Raw genomic sequence first — 17,362 nt, 5'->3', positions numbered from 1 at the left:
AAGGCTTACTTATCGACGAAATTAGCCTGAATGCGTTGCGTCAGGAAGTCGGCGGCGCTTATCGGTTGGTAGCGTTTTGCAGGGCCTTGGATGATCTGCGTTTTATTGGCTTGGCAGAAAAAGGCGATGGAATGACGGCTGCCGCAGTATTCATCGACTCGTGGCAAGCGGACTCTGTGCAGGTTGGATTTTAGCTGATCGTCACTCCAGCGCATGAGCATATCGCCGATATTACAGGTGATGACATCGCCATAGGGAGGAATGCTGGTCCAGCGTTGGGTTTCTGCTTCGGCTCCTGGGCACACTTGTAAGCCGCCGTGGCCTTCGTGTTGGAACAATAAGGTCAAACAGTCGAAATCCGTGTGGGCGCCAGCTCGCCAAATATTGCCCTGTTCTGTGACCCCTTCGGTGGCGTAATAGTGCAACAAACGTAACGTACTTTGGTAATCCGATTGGCGTGGGTCATGGGCTTTCGTAAAGAAATCTCGATCAAAGCCTAGTTTGTCCGCAAAGCAAGACAACACCTTCATGCCCACTTCCCAACATTGTTTTTCAAAGCGCAGTGCATTGGCTTGAAAGTGTGGCAACTCTTCTTCGCTCGGCCACAAGTTATCCATATGGTACTGGGTGATCTGATAGGATTCTTTTTGATCTTTGGTGCCAGTGGAAGGGCGAATTTGGCTACGGCTTTCCCAGCCAGCGTTGATACCTTTGGGCCTTGGGTATTGGCTTTTAATGCTTTCTGAAAGGTTAAAGAAACGTTCGGATTCGCTGAATGCGGCTTTTATTTCTTGTGGATCAATGCCGTGGTTACTTAATTGAAAAAAGCCGATCTCAGTTGCTGCGAGCCAGAGTTGTTCGGTGATTTCTGTGCGACGGTTGTCAAAGTCGCTCATGTCGATGATGCGAATTTCGCGATCGTTGGTGTCTTCGCCTGCGCCACCAAACGTGGTTTCTCGTTGCAGTTCTTCAAGTGCGTATAAATGAGTCATTATGGTCTCCTCCTAATGGAAAATGGAGCAATGACCCAGCGTTTTGAGGCGCTTGACTGCTTCTACTCCGATTACTTTTTTTATTGCGTCACTATTGCTTTATGGCTTACCAAACACCTTCATGCAATTTTGCTGCCTCTTCTTCAAGGCAAGGTCCAATGACTTCGACTTGTCGTTGCCCCGATTCAAACACGGTACGACAAGGTAAGGCCAAGGTTGGGTTTTCTGGATGGTTGCCAGTGATTTGTTTCAAGCTGTGTTCACTTAATCCATACACAAGGCGTCCTAATCCTGCCCAATAGGCGGCACCAGCACACATGGCGCAAGGCTCGGCGGAAACGTACATAGTGCACTTTGCCAAAAAGTCAGGGCGATAGGCTTTGCTGGCGCGCGTCATTAACTTGCGTTCAGCGTGGCCTGTCATATCGAAGTCGGGCAAGTAGCCGTTAACCTGCGTCATCAGTACATTGTCTTCGTCGTCGACCAAGATCGCTGCAAAAGGGTGAATGCCTTGGTGCTTTGCTTCTTCTGCAAGGGCAAAGCTTTGGCGTAAAAAGTCTGTGTCTTTAGTATTTAATGTCATATCTGTCTCTATTTTATTTCTTTTTAGGAAGGCTCCACGGAAAAAACCACGCCTGAATCCACTGGATCGATTTAAACAGTAACAAACTGATAATCGACAAAAAGATCAGCCCAGCAAACGCCTGTGGAATTTTAAAGAATGACGTGGAGAATTGAATGAAATAGCCCAAGCCTTCTTCCGCCGCGACGAACTCGGCCACCACAGCCCCGATAATCGCCAAGGTGATAGAGACTCGAAGGCCACTGAAAATGTGCGGGATCGCATACGGAATGCGAATCTGCCAGGTTTCACGATAACGCGGAGCTCGCAAGGATTGGCTCAGCTCAATCATTTCGGGTGGCGTTTCCAGCATGCCCGTTGTGGTGGATACCACCAAAGGGAAGAAGGTGATTAAGCAGGTGATGAGTACGCGAGATGGGTCATCGGTGCCAAGCAATACGATGATCAAAGGCGCCACGGCGACAACTGGGGTAGATTGAATGACAATCAACGCAGGATAGAGCACACGGTTCATTAATTGTGAGCGCATCATGCCAATCGACAGTGGAATGGCAATGACGATAGACAAGACAAAACCCATCAAAGCGACTCGTAAGGTCGCCCAAAGATGCGTTAACCAGCGAGAAAACTCCACATCAAAAAATGCCATAAAAATAGCCGATGGAGAAGGCAGAATATAGTTTGGCACATTGCCGAAACGACAGATAAGTTCCCAGAGCAGCACGAGACCGATAAAGAATAAAGCTGGCGCAAAGCGATTCGCTTGCTGGGCAAGCCAAGAGTTAGGCTGGTACGTTGGGTTCATAAATATAGCCTCTAATTTTGTCAGTTAGCTCAGCAAAACGTGGGGAGTTAATGGTTTTAGATGAACGAGGTCGCGGTAAATCCACCTCGATCAGATCCAGCACTGTGCCAGGACGTTTGCTCATGACTAAAATACGATCAGACAGTAACACCGCTTCACTAATGGAATGGGTGATAAACAGCACGGTTTTTGGATGCTCTTTCCAGATATCGAGCAGGTCAAAACCGATTTGCTCTCGCGTCAAGGCATCGAGCGCCGAGAAGGGTTCATCCATCAATAGAATGTCTGGATTAAGCAACAGTGCGCGGACAATGCCGACACGTTGCTGCATGCCGCCAGATAGCTCGTCTGGCATCTTGTCAGCAAACTGAGTCAATCCGGCCATTTCTAATAGTTCATTGGCGCGTTTTTCATCGCTGGCAGAATAGCGGCCATATTTGTGTTTGAGCGGAAACAGCACGTTTTTACGTACGGTTAACCAAGGCAATAAATTGGCTTTTTGGAAAACAATACCCACGTCATCGCGTGGCTCGGTCACGGGCAAATTGAACACGGATACCTGACCATGAGACGGAATGAGTAACCCCGCCACCATACGTAATAAGGTGGATTTGCCACAGCCAGACGGCCCTACCACCGCCACAAACTCGTGGCGATGAATGTCCAAGTTAATGTCTTGCACTACCATGGGCGTTTCTGGGCGTGGGTCATATTTATGACCCACATTTTTCATGCTGACGTAAGCCGCTTTGCCGTTGTCGTCTATTGGTGTTTGGTTATCCATGCCGTTACTCCGGCTTAAAGTTGTTGTTTACTGCTGTTGCAGGGTCGAGGGCATCTTTTGATAGGCCATTGGCTTCTGCCACGTACTCCCAGGTTTTTTGAATGCGCTCATCGGTAAAATTACCAAAGCCGTCTTGTGTCGTCACATCGTTGTAGACCAGGTTGTAAATGCTCTTAATTTGTGCAGAAACAATACTGGCGTCCACTTCTGGCACCATTTTGTGCAAATCGATACCGGCTTGGTCTGGATTGGCGTAAGTGAACTCAATGGACTTGGCGAAGGCTTTGATAAAGCGTTTGGCGACATCAGGACGTTCAGTTAAGAATTTCTCAGAAGCCAAAACAGACGAACTATAAAGAGACAAGCCTGAATTCGACCACGGCATTTCGATCAGCTCCTTGCCTGCGCCTTTTGCTTGTGCGTCATAAAGTGCCGTGTTGGTGACCCAAGCGATAATGGCGTCGGTGCTGCCTGTTATCATCATTGGCGCGAGCGCGCCCGGATCGGATTTCACTAATTGAATGTCTGTTTCGCTCAAGCCATTTTGCTTTAAGATCAAGGGTAAAAAAGCATTGGATGACGTGAAAGGAGAGGTGGCGACTTTTTTGCCTTTTAAATCTTGAATGGAGGTGATGCCACTGCTTTTAAGCACGAAAAAGGCGTGTGGTGCTTGAGTGAAGTAGGGGTAAACCGCTACAACGGGTACTTTATCAAGGGCTTTGGCTGCCATTAACGCTCCAATATCAGAGCTACCAATGTCTGATTGGCCTGTTGCCATTTTGGTTAGCGCATCGGTGGAACCACGACCGCTGGCGATCTTGACCTCTAAGTCTTCGTCCGCAAAGAAACCTTGTTGAATTCCCACATAGACAGGTGCTTTGTCGCCACCTGGTAGCCAATCTAATTGAAATGTCACCTGATCTGCCGCCATGGCAGAAACACTGGAGACAAGACTGGCCAGAAGCGTTAAACGGATTGCTGTTTTCTTTGCCTTACTCATAGCTTTACTCCATACAATTAATAGGGGTTAAAGACCCGCTTGTTTCATATTGTTTGTATTTAGCAACAATCGTTCCATATTTTTATAGAATCATAGGCGCTTATTTAACTCATTGAATTAATTGGAATAAACTGACATTTATAGCGGGGTGTAGAAAAACCTATGAGGTTTTTTATCGAGGAGGTGAAACAAAACGGTGCGATATCAACTCACTCGAGAGGCGAGTTTTTTATACACCGTGTCTTTGTTTCGTTTTCCAATTGCCAGCACATAAACGACGACTTCATCGTCTATGACTTCATAAGCTAGGCGGTAGCCTGAGGTTCTTAGTTTTATTTTATAGACAGAATCATAACCGCGCAGCTTTGAGGCAGGAACATGCGGGTTGTCTAGTCGCTCTGCTAGCTTCTTTTTAAACTGTGTTTGAATGTTTGGTGCTAATTTTCGCCATTCTTTTAGAGCAGCAGGGAGAAATTTTAATTTATAAGTCATCTAAACTCACTTCGATGGCTTTAGATAAATCAGTACGGCGAGCCTCAACCAGTTTTGCTAGTTCAATATCATCGACCATTTCCATCAAAAGCTCATAGGCCTCAGCAGGGACGAGGTAAGCCGCTGGCTTATTGTGGTTTAAAATGGCGATAGCAGAGCCACCAGATTCGTTAAGTAAAGCCGTTGGGTTTTTCTTTAATTCAGAAATACTGGCTGTGTAATTGGCTAAGACTTGTCTCATGGGAACCTCAATTAAGTACTAAATTTAAGTCTTATTTTAGACCTAAATTTTTAACAGTGCGATATCTTTGTCGTTCTAGCTGTATTTTTTACGCTCACCTTGGAGTGCAGACTAAGTTGGCTCTATCATCATGAAGTGTGTGTCGGGCTGTGCGACTGGGCAATGATCGACACCTTTTGGCATCACATACATATCGCCCTCATTGAGGATGATGTCGTGGGAAGATTTCAGTTTTAATGTGAGTTGGCCTTTGAAGACAATGATGACTTTTTCGTCATTCTCATGTTGATGCCAGCCAAGTTCACCGCTGCCTTTGAGAATTCTGATGGATTGTCCATTTGACTTGGCAATGACTTTTGGTGCCCACTCTTCTGATAGCAGAGCAAATTGTTCCCTAATATTAAGTTTATTCATCATGTCCACCTTGGGTTACTTGCTTAAATTCAGTTAGTGATAATAAAACTCATTTGCAAGTTTTTCTAGGGTGATAACCTTTTTTGAGCGTTCAATGTGTGTTTCGGTTGGATATAGTGTGTTTGGCGTTGCAAAATTGATTGTTCGGGGAAGGAGATTAGTTTTTAATTAAACTTTGTACGATTGGTCAGGTTTTTGCATTTCAACTATTATCATAACCACCATCATAGAGACTATTTTAATTAAGGAGAGCGCTTTGCAATTTATACTAAACGATGAGCTCATCGACGATAACACGCTCCCTAGCGACTTTACAGCGTTGCGCTACCTGAGAGAAAAGCGTGGCTTAACGGGGACAAAAGAAGGCTGTGGATCTGGCGATTGTGGTGCATGTACGCTACTTGTTGGTGCGTTGGAAGACGGCGAACTTAGGTACTCGACACTCAATTCGTGCATTACGCCGATTCAATCTTTGGCGGGTAAACACATCGTTTCGGTGGAGTATTTATCAAAAGCGGGTGAATTGCACCCAGCTCAGCAAGCCATGGTGACGCATCACGGCTCTCAATGCGGCTTTTGTACACCGGGTTTTGTGTTGTCATTGGCGGGGCTTTATGAAAACGCGCAGCGCGCCGAGCAATCAATCGACCGCGAAGCGGTGTGCGACGCAATTTCTGGGAATCTATGCCGTTGCACAGGCTATCGCCCGATCATCGATGCGGGCTTGTCTATGAGTGACATGGCAAGCTCAGTGGAACCTTTCACTGAGCTAATGAGCCAAAATAATCAAGTCAAAACGCAGTTAGAAAGCCTGCAAAAAGAGCCCAAACACAGTCGTAATTACTTACAGCCGACAGATTTAGAACAACTTGCTCAGGCATTAAAAGCGAATCCAGCAGCGACCTTGATTGCGGGTGGAACAGATTTGATGCTAGAAAACACGCAACGCTATCGCGATTTTGACACCCTGATCGATGTATCTTGCGTGGCTGAGCTGAAACAGCTACACGTTGCAGAAACCACCTTGACCATCGGCGCATCCGTCACTTACAGCGAGCTGGAAGCGTTCAGTAAGACGCAGTATCCACAGATGAACGCTTTGTTAAGTCGCATAGCCTCTCGACAAATTCGTAACCGTGGCACCATTGGCGGCAACGTCGCAAATGCTTCCCCGATTGCCGATTTACCTCCGCTATTGCTGGCGTTTGATGCCGACATCCAATTATTGAAAAATGACGGCAGCACCAGAGCCGTGAACATCGCAGACTTCTATCTAGGCTACAAGCAAACCCAATTAGCAAAAGATGAAATGATCGCCTCGTTTGATGTATCCCTCGATAAGCTCGCGCAATTCCATCGTTTTTATAAAGTCTCGAAACGCATGGAAGACGATATTTCCAGTGCCATGTTAGCGGTTCGTTTTGCTGTCGATAATGGCGAATTAACCGATGTGCGTTTGGCGTTTGGTGGCATGGCAGCGACGCCGATTCGAGGACGCAAAGCCGAAGCCGCATTGACAGGCAAACGCATTAATGACGAGCACGCGTTAAACCAAGCCATCGAAGCATTGCGCAGCGAATTAACCCCCATGAGCGACATGCGAGCCAGCGCGGCATATCGTTTAGACATGGCATGCAACCTGATTCGCAAGGCATGGTTAGAGCTGAATGGTACCGACGTGGTGACTTTCTCAGGCCATGCTGTCAGTGACTCAATTTTATCGACAGGTTTGGAGGCAAGCACTCATGCGTAAACTGCCACAAGATTTTGCTATCTCTTCTCAAAAAGGCCTTTTGCCGATCCATGAATCGGCGATTAAACATGTGACAGGCCAAGCGATTTATATCGATGACATGCCAGAATGGCCGAATGAATTGCATGTGGCAACGGGCTTATCGACGGAAGCTCACGCGGATATTGTGTCGATCAATTTGGATAAAGTCCGTGCTTATCCCGGCGTGGTGGATGTGATTGTGCAAGCAGACATTCCTGGTGATCCAGATGTTTCCCCCGTATTAAGTGGGGATTTAATGTTGGCGGGTAATTTCGTGCATTATATTGGGCAACCGATTTTTGCCGTGGCAGCCACCAGTTTGCGCGCGGCGAAACAAGCCGTACGGTTAGCCGAGATTGTCTATCAACCGCGAGAAGCGACCTTGCATCCTCGTCAATCATTAGAGCGCCAAGAGTTTGTGCTACCCACCCATACCATTCAATGTGGTAATGCCACGGAAGCCATGGCAGCGGCGCCGCGTCGGATTAAGTCGGACTTATATATCAAAGGCCAAGAACACTTTTACCTAGAAGGGCAAATCAGTGTGGCTGTGCCAAATGAAGACGGCGGAGTGCAGGTATTTGCGTCTTCCCAGCATCCTGCCGAAGTGCAAAAGCTGGTGGCACGTGTACTGGGTTTGCCTGTCGCGCAGGTGCTTGTTGAAGTGCGTCGTATGGGTGGCGGCTTTGGCGGTAAAGAATCGCAAGCCGCTGTACTTGGCTGTACCGCTGCCGTATTGGCTGTGCGCAATGGTTGTCCGGTGAAATACCGTATGCCACGCCAAGATGACATGGTACAAACGGGTAAACGTCATGATTTTTGGAACAGCTACCAAGTGGGCTTTTCCGATGAAGGGGAAATCCTCGCGGCAGAATACGACATGGTGGGCAAATGTGGTTGTACGGCAGACCTGTCCGACGGCGTGGTCGACCGCGCGATGTTTCATGCCGACAATGCTTACTTTTTACCGAATGCTCGCATCAGTGGTTATCGTGGCAAAACCCATACGGTGTCTAATACTGCTTTCCGAGGTTTTGGTGGACCTAAAGGCGTTTTGTTGGCGGAAAACGTCATCGAAGAAATCGCCTGTGCGGTAGGCAAAGATGCCTTAGACATTCGCAAACTGAATTGTTATCAAGCCGGTAAAGACACCACGCCGTATGGGCAAAAAGTCGATGACGATGTGTTGCTGACGCTGATGGAAGAATTGGAAGCCAGCTCGGATTACCGGGCGCGTCGCCAAGCGATTAACGCCTTTAACAAGCAAAGCCCTTTCTTGAAAAAGGGACTGGCACTGACCCCCGTAAAATTCGGCATCTCCTTTACCTCGAAACACTTAAACCAAGGGGGCGCCTTGCTGCATGTTTACACCGATGGCAGCGTGCATGTGAGCCACGGCGGAACAGAAATGGGGCAGGGGCTTTATACCAAGGTAGCGCAAATTGTTGCCAAAGCCTTTGGTATAGATTACCAGCGCGTTAACGTCGGCTCGACTCGTACTGATAAAGTGCCTAACGCCTCGCCCACCGCGGCATCAGCAGGAACCGATTTGAACGGCATGGCGGCATTGGATGCAGCGATGACGATCAAAGGCCGCTTGCAAGAATTCGCCATGGAGCATTTTGCTATCGCCGCCGATGCCTTTGCCATTGAAGACGATCAAGTGATTCTAGGCAGCGAGACCATGGGCTTTCCTGAATTTATCAAACTGGCCTACATGAACCGCGTGTCTTTGTCGTCTACCGGTTTTTATAAAACGCCAAAAATTGGTTACGACCGCAAAGCCGCCAAAGGTCGACCCTTCTTGTATTACGCTAATGGCGCAGCGGTGGCAGAAGTGATCGTCGATACCTTTACCGGCGAATACAAAGTCACTCAAGTGGATATCCTTCACGACGTGGGGGATTCAATTAACGCGGACATCGACATCGGACAAATCGAAGGCGCGTTTGTGCAAGGCATGGGCTGGCTCACCTCAGAAGAACTTAGCTGGGATGATAAAGGCCGTATCACCACCAACAGCCCAGCGAATTACAAGATTCCAACCTCGGCGGACATTCCAGAAAAATTCACCGTCAAACTCTTTGATCGTGCCAACAGTGAAGAATCCGTCTATCGCTCTAAAGCCGTGGGTGAACCGCCACTGATGTTGGGAATTTCCGTTTGGTGCGCGTTAAAAGACGCCTGCGCTTCGGTTGCTGACCATAAATTCTCGCCACCATTGGCCGTGCCAGCGACACCTGAGGCGGTATATTACGCCATGCAAGCGGCGCAAAATCATAAAGCGGGAATGAATGGAGAAGTAGCGAAGGAAGCCAGCCTATGATGTCGTCTATGAGTTGGGTTCATGCGTTACAGGAAGTGGAAAAAGCAGGGCAAGCTTGGGTAATCGCCACCGTGATCGGCACCCAAGGCTCTGCGCCGCGGGAATCCTCCAGCAAGATGATCATTACCGAGGAACACAGCTTCGACACCATCGGCGGCGGACAGCTGGAATACGCTATTTGCCAAAAAGCCCGCGCCATGTTGCAAGATGCGTCTTCGCCTTCTCATCTGCTGGAACACTTTCCCCTCGCCGCCAAAACCAACCAATGTTGCGGCGGCGCGGTCAGCGTATTGTTGGAATATTTTCCAGAACCCGCCAACAAAATTACCATCTTTGGTATGGGACACGTGGCGACCACCTTGGTCAATGTCTTGGGCAACATGCAGGCGAAAATTTCATGGGTCGACAGCCGTGAGAACCTAGCTCAAGACCACAACATCAAAGGCTTACCGAGCAACGTCACACCGTTTTTGTATGAATCCATGTTGGAACACATCGACCACATGAGCCATAACGAAATTGCCTTAGTCATGACCCACGACCACGCCTTGGACTATCAGCTAGTGGAAGCGTTATTGGATCGAAAAGACTGCCGATTCATCGGCCTAATCGGCTCGAAAACCAAAGCCCTACGCTTCAAAAAACGACTCGTCAGCGCCTCATTCAGTCAAGCTGAAATCGACTCGGTACACTGCCCAGTAGGACTTAACGAAATTACAGGCAAAAAGCCCTTCGAAATCGCCATCTCCATCGCAGGGCAGATTATCCAAATCACCCAAACCAAAACAGAAACGAAAAAGCGCAGCGGACTGACTTGGAAAGAAATCAACAACGCTTTAAGTGACGTGAAAGAAAGCTCAGTGGTTTAGTTAGCAGATTAAAATGAGCTTTTGGGGGTGAATTGAAACAAATGACATTCCTTCCTCGAAACTACCGCCTACCTCGTAGGAATGTCATTTTTCAATTCTAGCTTGTTTAGCGGTGGTTAAAGTCTTTTGACCTCGTTCTTGGCGTTGGCCTTGCTCCGCATCAACCTTGTAAGTTGTTGATTTAACTTTTTTGTAAGTCGCGGCGTTAGCCCGACAACGTAATTTTTCCCTCCCCTTATGTCTTCCAAGGGGAGGGCGAGGGAGGGGTTATTACTTTGGTGCTTTTACGTTATAACGCTACAATGTAAAGGCTACAAAGGAATCGTCGAGGCATAACATGAGTAATTTATCAAAGCGTTCAACCGTTTATTTTGAACCAGATACCCTCAAAGCGCTAAAAATGCGAGCGGCATCATCCGATGTTTCTATTTCAGAACTAATTGATGAAGCGGTACGCTTGCTGATGAGAGAAGATCAAGAAGACCTTATAGCCATATCAGAGCGTTCAGATGAGCCAGAAATGTCTTATGAAGACTTTCTGAGTGAATTAAAAATTGATGGCAAAATATAAAATCTGTATCAAAATGCTTCAATAACCCAAAGTGTCGAGCCCCTTTTCCTCCAACGTACTATCAGAAACAACAAGCCTTTATGGAAAAGGGCTTTGACCCGACTTCCGCGAGCATTATGCTCCTTGACCGCACCTGTTAACGGGTGCTACTAATAGCACTTAATTGCCCACTAGGTAGCCACTATGCAGATTAAATTTTCCGAGGATGTCATTCCTCTATCAGACCTTAAAATCAATCCCGGAAAGATAGTTGGTCGAACGCAGGAAACGCATCGCCCAATTCTGCTTACCAGTCGTGGCCGTGGCGTAGCGGTTGTTCAGGGGCTTGAAGATTATGAGAAAACCGCAGAGGAACTGCAGTTTGTAAAAGCGGTAGCAAAAGGACTTATGGATGTTCGCGAAGGCAACACAGTATCCTTGGAGGACGCCAAGAAAACCTTGGGTATCAAGTAAATGGAAATACGCATTGCACAGTCTGCTCTTGAAGATTTACAGGCTATTCAGGTGTATTACAGAGAGGAGGGTGTGCCACATATCGGTGAGGACTTCGTAACTGCTATCTTGAAGCATTGCGGCATGCTTCAAACTCACCCCGATGCGGGCCGAATTGTTCCTGAATTCAACATGGATCATATTCGCGAACTGATACACGCGTCATTTCGGGTTGTCTACCTCAGACAAGCTAAAGAGATTGTGCTCATACGCGTCTGGCGAAGTGAGCGATAGCTTGAATTGACAGAAAATGAAACATAAGCAAACAACTTCGCATCCCAACCCACCCGTAGGGCATCATAAGTGGAGCGTAATGTGCCGCGAAATCGAAGCTTTCACGTGTAGGTCGAGCCTTTAGGCCGACAATCAGCTGATTATATACAGTTTATTTTTCATTATGCGGATTTTACGCTCGTTTTGTCAGAAAAATAATCAAAAAATTGCGAGTTTTTACTGGTGGATGGTTAGAAAGTCTTTTAGTATCAACGAATAAGAATCCGCAGAGCAGAAATAACGCGCTGTGGATGAAAAGAATAACACGCATGCTCGTTTTTCCAGTTTTCACTATTGTGAATAGCTTTATAAAACTTTTATTATTCAATTGTTTATAAGGTTTTTTGGACAGTTTTGAAATTGTCTAAACGAGCATGCGCACTATTAAAATGTTATATTCTTCGGAGAATTTATACATGACCCTTGCCATCGTTTGGCGTGAAAATGGCACAATCAAAGCCCTTTCTGACTCCAGAATTACTCTCTCCGAGACTAAATGTTTTGATCGTGGGATAAAAATAGTTACGGTACCTATTAGCGTTATTTCTGCAGCTGATACGAATACCGGCAATAGTGAATTAATGTTCTCATCAGCATATGGTTTTATCTATGCGGGGAGCACATTGAATGCATATCTAACGAAAGAGTTAGTATCTGATTTTATGTCAAATATTCAGCCTATTGGGGAGCATTCGGTATCATTCGATACAATTTGCCAAGCCATTGAGCATTTTTCTACACATATATCTAAAGAACTTTGTTTCCAAACTGCTGAGAAGGGGATAGTAGAGTTTGTGCTCACAGGTGTATGCCCAGATTCGAAATTGATTAAGGCTGCAAAGTTCTCTTTGTCTTCAGGGGAAGATGGTATAGAAGTAAATTATAACTCTGTACTTGATCAAGATGGCCAAATAGAAATTCTAGGCGATGGTCGAAGGTATGTAGAAGATAAGATAAATGGTAAGCCTTCCAATGAGTACATTTCGCTTATTGAAGAAGTTATAGCTAATGAAAGTGCTAAAACGGTTGGTGGAGTTATTCAATACGGTGCACTGCAGGATGGGGTCTTCAAAGTTTCGGGACGAATAGTGCAAAAAATGGTCGGGTCAACACTTGTTAATGAATACCTAATACGGGGTGTTGATTTAAACCAAACCTATAAATTTCTTCATAATCTCGGAATACACGTTCGTTACTCATTTATTCAAGATCGTCAAATAGATCAGTGCACAATAAATAAGGCAATCAGTGACCATTACGCTGGAAAGTCATCAAATGATTAGAACCGAATATAACAATCGCAGTCACTGCGACAGCTTTTTCGCTTCGGCTGCGCCTTCACTACAAAGCCGCGCGTGCTGCGGGCGTTCAATGTAGGAGTATCGATGAAAGAATTATTTCCGGGACACTTTAAGGAATCTCAAGAAAATCTAAGGGATGTATGGGACTCATGTATTTTCGTGTTTGATGCAAACATATTGCTCAATTTATACCGGTATTCAGATACTACTCGAAATGAGTTTTTACGCTTGCTAGATAGAATAAAAGATAGGGTGTGGTTGCCACATAGAGCCGCGGAAGAGTATTTAAACAACCGACTAACTGTAATTGGACAGCAAGAACAGTCATATGATTCAACAATTAAATCAATTGGCAGCTTAAAAAGCGATTTAGATAATGCAAGGCAACATCCCTTTGTAAGCGAAAAAACAATGCTTAAAGTCGATGCGATTTTTAATATGTTGTGCGAGGAGCTGTCGCAGAATAAAGAAGTTCATACTCGACGAATATCGAATGATGAGATAAAAGACTCAATTGCAAAAATATTCGAAAATAGAGTCGGACAACCTTTCAAAAAAGAAAAATTAGAGCAACTAATTATTGAAGGCGAACACCGCTACAAGCAGAAAATTCCCCCAGGTTTTAAGGATGGATCAAAATCGAAAGATACGGAAATATTTGCGGAAAAGTGTCGAGAGTTTGGGGATTTAATAGTCTGGAAACAGGTTTTAGAGCGATCCATTGAAGTGGACAAAGGTATAGTTCTTGTTACAGATGACAAGAAAGAAGATTGGTGGGAAAAATTCAAAGGAAAAACAGTTGGGCCACGCCCTGAGCTAGTAAAGGAGTTTAAAGATAACGCCAATAACACATTTCATATGTACCAAGCTGATCGGTTTCTTGAGTTGGCAAGAGAAAATCTTGGTGAACAGGTCAGCCCAGAAATTCTGGAAGAAATTAGAGAAGTAAGACGCCGAGATAAAATGGCCTTTCGGAAAAAGCAGGAATATGAGTTGCTCAATCGGCAAAAATCACAAATCAATCATATGATGCAAGAACTCGAACATACTCGTCGTCAAATGATGAAGCATGAAAGTGAGATGGTTTCATTGCAGGAAAAGCGCCATATGCTCGAAGCCGAAAGAGTGGAGATGAGAAAGTACAGGGAAAGTTATCCAGAAGGTGACCATGAGGTAGATATGGAGCCTTTCATGCGCCACTATTCAGACATATCTGAAAATTACCACTTAGTAAGAAGCAGGCTTGAAGAATCAAAGCAAAGATATCAAGAATTGCAGCAACACACGATGCAGCTTGAACATGAGCTTGCTCGGCACATGAAATACATTGAACAAGAAAATGCAGCAGACTCGTAAATTCGCTGCTGATTTTGGCGTTATGACTAAAAAGGCAAGGAATATCTTTTGAGCTACGAGACTGATCAAAGAATAAAGAGCTATTTAGATACAAATCAGCTAAGTCGAGAACAATTGTGTCGTTCAGTTCTTGCATTAGATAAGAGATTTTCTGATGTTCGCCCAAGACATCCCCGTGGTGGACGCGACGATGGTCGTGATATAGAAGCTATCTATCGCAACGATCTTATTGCATTTGGCGCTGTGGGATTTGTGAATCAAGCAAATGATTCTACGGAGCAGAAGAAAACCATTACTGAAAAATTTAAGGAAGACTTAAACAGCGCTTTGTCTGCTGATAAAAAGCCAGAGGCATTTGTATTTTTTACAAACATAAATCTAACAATAGGCGAAAAAAATCAGCTTATAGATAAAGCCAAGGCGCGTGGAATGATTCATTGTGAAATTATGGATAGGGAAAGAATAAGAATATCCCTTGATACCCCAGACGGGTTTTCAATTAGGTTTCAGCATTTAAATATTCCCTTGTCCGAGGAAGAGCAGTCAAGCTTTTTTGCCAAGTGGGGCGATGATATTCAATCTGTTATATCAACTGGATTTCAAAGAGTTGAAAATACATTGAATCGAATTTTGTTCTTCCAAGAAGCTTCAAGTACTTTATCTCATTTGACTTTGTCTATAGAGCTTAACCAAGAGTATACTGCTGAAGAGATCGGGCATTTTAGACTCTTTTGCTCCCTATACTTAAAAGAACCAAAAAACAAGATCCTTTCAATACTATTTGGCCGCACAGATAGATCAAATCGAATGAGGGAAGATATTGCAGCGGATTTCACTGAGCAAAAAAGTGGTATTAAATATGGTGTTGGTGGTGGGCAATGGGAGCAAATTATAGATATTGAAGACGAAGATCAGGACTTCGAAGAAGAGAAATATACTAAAGTGGGTTCGTCTTCTAGCATAGGAATGGATCATGTAGAGTTTATTCCTATTCAATATAGCAAGGACAGCTTAATTAGAAATCCTGACGGCCTTACGCTTAGAGATATTGATGAGGCAATGCTATTACCGTTTTGCAATAAATCTTTAGCAGAAAAAATTAAGGCTATTCACATCTATTCCAACGGCTATAAGATTAAAGAGCTTTGTCCCAGTGATATAGAAATAGATCTAACTGAGTTCGACCCAGAAATACCAGTCGTTTTTAGTGAGGATGAACTGAAAGACCCCTGGGTTAGAATTCGTCCTGCGGGAGGTTATTCGTCATTTAATATTAAGTTTTTCGAGGAGACACCAAAACGGATGTTTATGCCAAAACAAACAGAAAACAGTTTAGATGGAAAGAAGTCATAACAAGCGCATGTTGACGGACTGGTTTTCCGCTGCGCTTCAAACCAGCTGCAAATGCGGGCGTTAACTGTATGGAGGCAGCGTGAAGTATTTTGCTTATGGATCAAATATGTCGCTCCCAAGGTTGAAGGCGAGGGTTCCAAGTGCTGAGCGAATAGGGGTGTTTACTCTTGTCGATCATGCTCTTCGTTTTCACAAGGTGAGCAAGAAAGATGGTTCTGGAAAATGCGATGCGTTATTTACCGGAAATCCTGATGACTACGTAATTGGCGCACTGTTCGAAATCTCAAATGACGAGAAAAGCATACTAGACAGAGCTGAGGGGCTGGGCTACGGCTATGAGGATAAGAGGATTACAGTAAGTGATTCCCAAGGGAACACCCATGAAGCTGTTACCTACTATGCAACGAAAACAGATCCGTCTTTGCTGCCTTATTCTTGGTATTTACTTCACGTCATAAATGGTGCGAAAGAAACGGGAGTTCCATCTGCGTACCTAGATGCCCTGTCAGCCACAGACAGTCGAGAAGATCCCAATAAGGAAAGAGATGTAAGCGAACGTGCAATATACAGTTAACAAACGCAGGCACAGCGACGGCTTTTACGTTGCGGTTTCGCCTTCACTACAAAGCCACGCGTGCTGCGGGCGTTAGCTTGGCAGGATTAGGCTTTGGACTTTAAAACTAAAACCGTAAACGCTGAGTTTTGGTTTACACAGGCTAGGCAAATGTTAGCTGCGGCCGAAGAATTATTTTGTACTATGTCGTTAAGGAACTCTGAAGTTGAGACGTCGGTCGGGTGTCATAAAGGTTCGATGTTTCTGCTTGGCATTGCTCTTGAAAATGCTTTTAAAGGCGTCGTTGCGTCGCAAGGAAAACTTATTATCGTTGAGGGAAGAATCGATACTAGGAAATCGTTCCCCGGATGCAAAAATCATAAGTTGCCCGATCTTGCTAGATTAATTGGTTTAGAAACAAATGAGACAGAAAAGGAATTGTTACAACGCTTAAGCATTTATACTGTCTGGGCTGGAAAATATGGTACGCCTTTGAGTGAGAGTGAATATGCCGACGCGCAAGGGCATCAGCATCAGAGCTCCCAAGATTTTGATATTGCAAAGAACTTAATATTTAAGCTTAGGGCTAATACCGGTTTTGATGAACGATCTGGTTGGCCTGAACTACAAAGCTAATAATAAACTGCAGCAGATCAATTTTTGCTGCGCAAAAATCGCCCGCTGAGTTTGGCGTTAGGTGAATACAAGGAGATAATAAATGTCAGACGAAAGACAATATTATGGTTATTCGGGTGCCAAACAAAACCCTAATGGTACATGGGTCTGTGGAAGCGCTTATTCAGGTGCCAAGCAAAATCCAGATGGTACTTGGGTATGTGGTGGCGCATATTCAGGTGCTAAACAAAACCTTAATGGTACTTGGGTTTGCGGCGGCGGTTATTCAGGCGCCAAACAAAACCCTAATGGTACTTGGGTCTGCGGCGGTAATTACTCAGGTGCCAAACAAAACCCTGACGGCACATGGGTATGTGGTGGCGCTTATTCAGGCGCTAAACAAAACCCAGATGGCACTTGGGTGTGTGGTTAAATCACCTAACGAGTCAAAGCAGCAACGCCACTTCGTGGCTGGACGCGCTAACGCGCGCCGCTGTTTGAGGCGTTCAGGCTGTAGAAAAATACCTTAAACCCACGCCATTGCTCGATTCGTGTTGTAAAATAGACA

General features: G+C 45.3%; 20 protein-coding genes. 12 read left to right on the top strand and 8 right to left on the bottom strand.

Annotation, left to right across the window (positions count from 1 at the left end; genetic code table 11):
• Positions 1-5: 5 nt before the first annotated feature.
• From DK187_RS18170 to DK187_RS18135, 8 genes are all read right to left on the bottom strand, one after another.
• Positions 6-992, bottom strand: a complete 987-nt coding sequence (locus DK187_RS18170) for an isopenicillin N synthase family dioxygenase (protein ID WP_111608746.1) — start codon at positions 990-992, stop codon at positions 6-8.
• A gap of 106 nt (positions 993-1,098) precedes the next feature.
• Positions 1,099-1,575, bottom strand: a complete 477-nt coding sequence (locus tag DK187_RS18165; protein WP_111608745.1) for a nucleoside deaminase — start codon at positions 1,573-1,575, stop codon at positions 1,099-1,101.
• A 13-nt stretch (positions 1,576-1,588) separates the two neighbouring features.
• Complete coding sequence (locus DK187_RS18160; RefSeq protein ID WP_111608744.1) at positions 1,589-2,380, bottom strand: ABC transporter permease; 792 nt, start codon at positions 2,378-2,380, stop codon at positions 1,589-1,591.
• On the bottom strand, positions 2,358-3,164 hold the full coding sequence (locus DK187_RS18155) for an ABC transporter ATP-binding protein (RefSeq protein ID WP_223232198.1): 807 nt from the start codon (positions 3,162-3,164) through the stop codon (positions 2,358-2,360). The genes DK187_RS18160 and DK187_RS18155 overlap by 23 nt, the downstream gene beginning before the upstream one ends.
• Before the next feature lie 4 nt (positions 3,165-3,168).
• Complete coding sequence (locus DK187_RS18150) at positions 3,169-4,164, bottom strand: ABC transporter substrate-binding protein (protein WP_111608743.1); 996 nt, start codon at positions 4,162-4,164, stop codon at positions 3,169-3,171.
• A gap of 204 nt (positions 4,165-4,368) precedes the next feature.
• The gene (locus DK187_RS18145; protein ID WP_111608742.1) at positions 4,369-4,656 is read right to left on the bottom strand and encodes a type II toxin-antitoxin system RelE family toxin; all 288 of its coding nucleotides are present in this window, start codon (positions 4,654-4,656) and stop codon (positions 4,369-4,371) included.
• Positions 4,646-4,897, bottom strand: coding sequence for a type II toxin-antitoxin system Phd/YefM family antitoxin (locus DK187_RS18140; protein ID WP_111608741.1), 252 nt, complete (start codon positions 4,895-4,897; stop codon positions 4,646-4,648). Before DK187_RS18140 ends, DK187_RS18145 begins: the two co-directional genes overlap by 11 nt.
• 111 nt (positions 4,898-5,008) lie before the next feature.
• Entirely contained in the window at positions 5,009-5,311 is a 303-nt protein-coding gene (locus DK187_RS18135; RefSeq protein ID WP_111608740.1) for a cupin domain-containing protein, read from the bottom strand.
• 256 nt (positions 5,312-5,567) lie between these two features.
• On the opposite strand from DK187_RS18135, the gene xdhA reads away from it, so the two are divergent.
• The 12 genes from xdhA to DK187_RS18075 all read left to right on the top strand — a co-directional run bounded on the left by xdhA (position 5,568) and on the right by DK187_RS18075 (position 17,227).
• Positions 5,568-7,064: a xanthine dehydrogenase small subunit gene (xdhA, locus tag DK187_RS18130; protein ID WP_111608739.1), complete on the top strand. Its 1,497-nt coding sequence runs from the start codon at positions 5,568-5,570 to the stop codon at positions 7,062-7,064.
• Positions 7,057-9,411: a xanthine dehydrogenase molybdopterin binding subunit gene (gene xdhB / locus DK187_RS18125; RefSeq protein ID WP_111608738.1), complete on the top strand. Its 2,355-nt coding sequence runs from the start codon at positions 7,057-7,059 to the stop codon at positions 9,409-9,411. The genes xdhA and xdhB overlap by 8 nt, the downstream gene beginning before the upstream one ends.
• Complete coding sequence (gene xdhC, locus DK187_RS18120; protein WP_111608737.1) at positions 9,408-10,280, top strand: xanthine dehydrogenase accessory protein XdhC; 873 nt, start codon at positions 9,408-9,410, stop codon at positions 10,278-10,280. Before xdhB ends, xdhC begins: the two co-directional genes overlap by 4 nt.
• Positions 10,281-10,617: 337 nt before the next feature.
• Positions 10,618-10,851, top strand: coding sequence for a ribbon-helix-helix domain-containing protein (locus DK187_RS18115; protein ID WP_100185614.1), 234 nt, complete (start codon positions 10,618-10,620; stop codon positions 10,849-10,851).
• 183 nt (positions 10,852-11,034) lie between these two features.
• Positions 11,035-11,304, top strand: a complete 270-nt coding sequence (locus DK187_RS18110) for a type II toxin-antitoxin system Phd/YefM family antitoxin (protein WP_111608736.1) — start codon at positions 11,035-11,037, stop codon at positions 11,302-11,304.
• Positions 11,305-11,577 carry a type II toxin-antitoxin system RelE/ParE family toxin gene (locus tag DK187_RS18105; RefSeq protein ID WP_111608735.1) on the top strand — a complete coding sequence of 91 codons (273 nt, stop codon included), beginning with the start codon at positions 11,305-11,307 and terminating at the stop codon, positions 11,575-11,577. It begins immediately after the preceding gene.
• Between the two features lie 455 nt (positions 11,578-12,032).
• The gene (locus tag DK187_RS18100; RefSeq protein ID WP_111608734.1) at positions 12,033-12,899 is read left to right on the top strand and encodes a hypothetical protein; all 867 of its coding nucleotides are present in this window, start codon (positions 12,033-12,035) and stop codon (positions 12,897-12,899) included.
• A 102-nt stretch (positions 12,900-13,001) separates the two neighbouring features.
• The gene (locus tag DK187_RS18095; RefSeq protein WP_111608733.1) at positions 13,002-14,273 is read left to right on the top strand and encodes a PIN-like domain-containing protein; all 1,272 of its coding nucleotides are present in this window, start codon (positions 13,002-13,004) and stop codon (positions 14,271-14,273) included.
• Positions 14,274-14,321: 48 nt separating this feature from the next.
• On the top strand, positions 14,322-15,626 hold the full coding sequence (locus DK187_RS18090) for a hypothetical protein (RefSeq protein ID WP_111608732.1): 1,305 nt from the start codon (positions 14,322-14,324) through the stop codon (positions 15,624-15,626).
• A gap of 79 nt (positions 15,627-15,705) precedes the next feature.
• Complete coding sequence (locus DK187_RS18085) at positions 15,706-16,200, top strand: gamma-glutamylcyclotransferase (RefSeq protein WP_111608731.1); 495 nt, start codon at positions 15,706-15,708, stop codon at positions 16,198-16,200.
• Between the two features lie 93 nt (positions 16,201-16,293).
• Positions 16,294-16,815, top strand: coding sequence for a hypothetical protein (locus DK187_RS18080; RefSeq protein WP_111608730.1), 522 nt, complete (start codon positions 16,294-16,296; stop codon positions 16,813-16,815).
• 82 nt (positions 16,816-16,897) lie between these two features.
• A complete protein-coding gene (locus tag DK187_RS18075) occupies positions 16,898-17,227 on the top strand; it encodes a hypothetical protein (RefSeq protein WP_111608729.1) in 330 nt (109 codons plus the stop codon).
• Positions 17,228-17,362: the final 135 nt, after the last annotated feature.

This window comes from Marinomonas arctica (assembly GCF_003259225.1).
GTDB classification, from domain to species: Bacteria; Pseudomonadota; Gammaproteobacteria; order Pseudomonadales; family Marinomonadaceae; genus Marinomonas; species Marinomonas arctica.
This window is presented reverse-complemented; position numbering and strand designations above follow the sequence as displayed.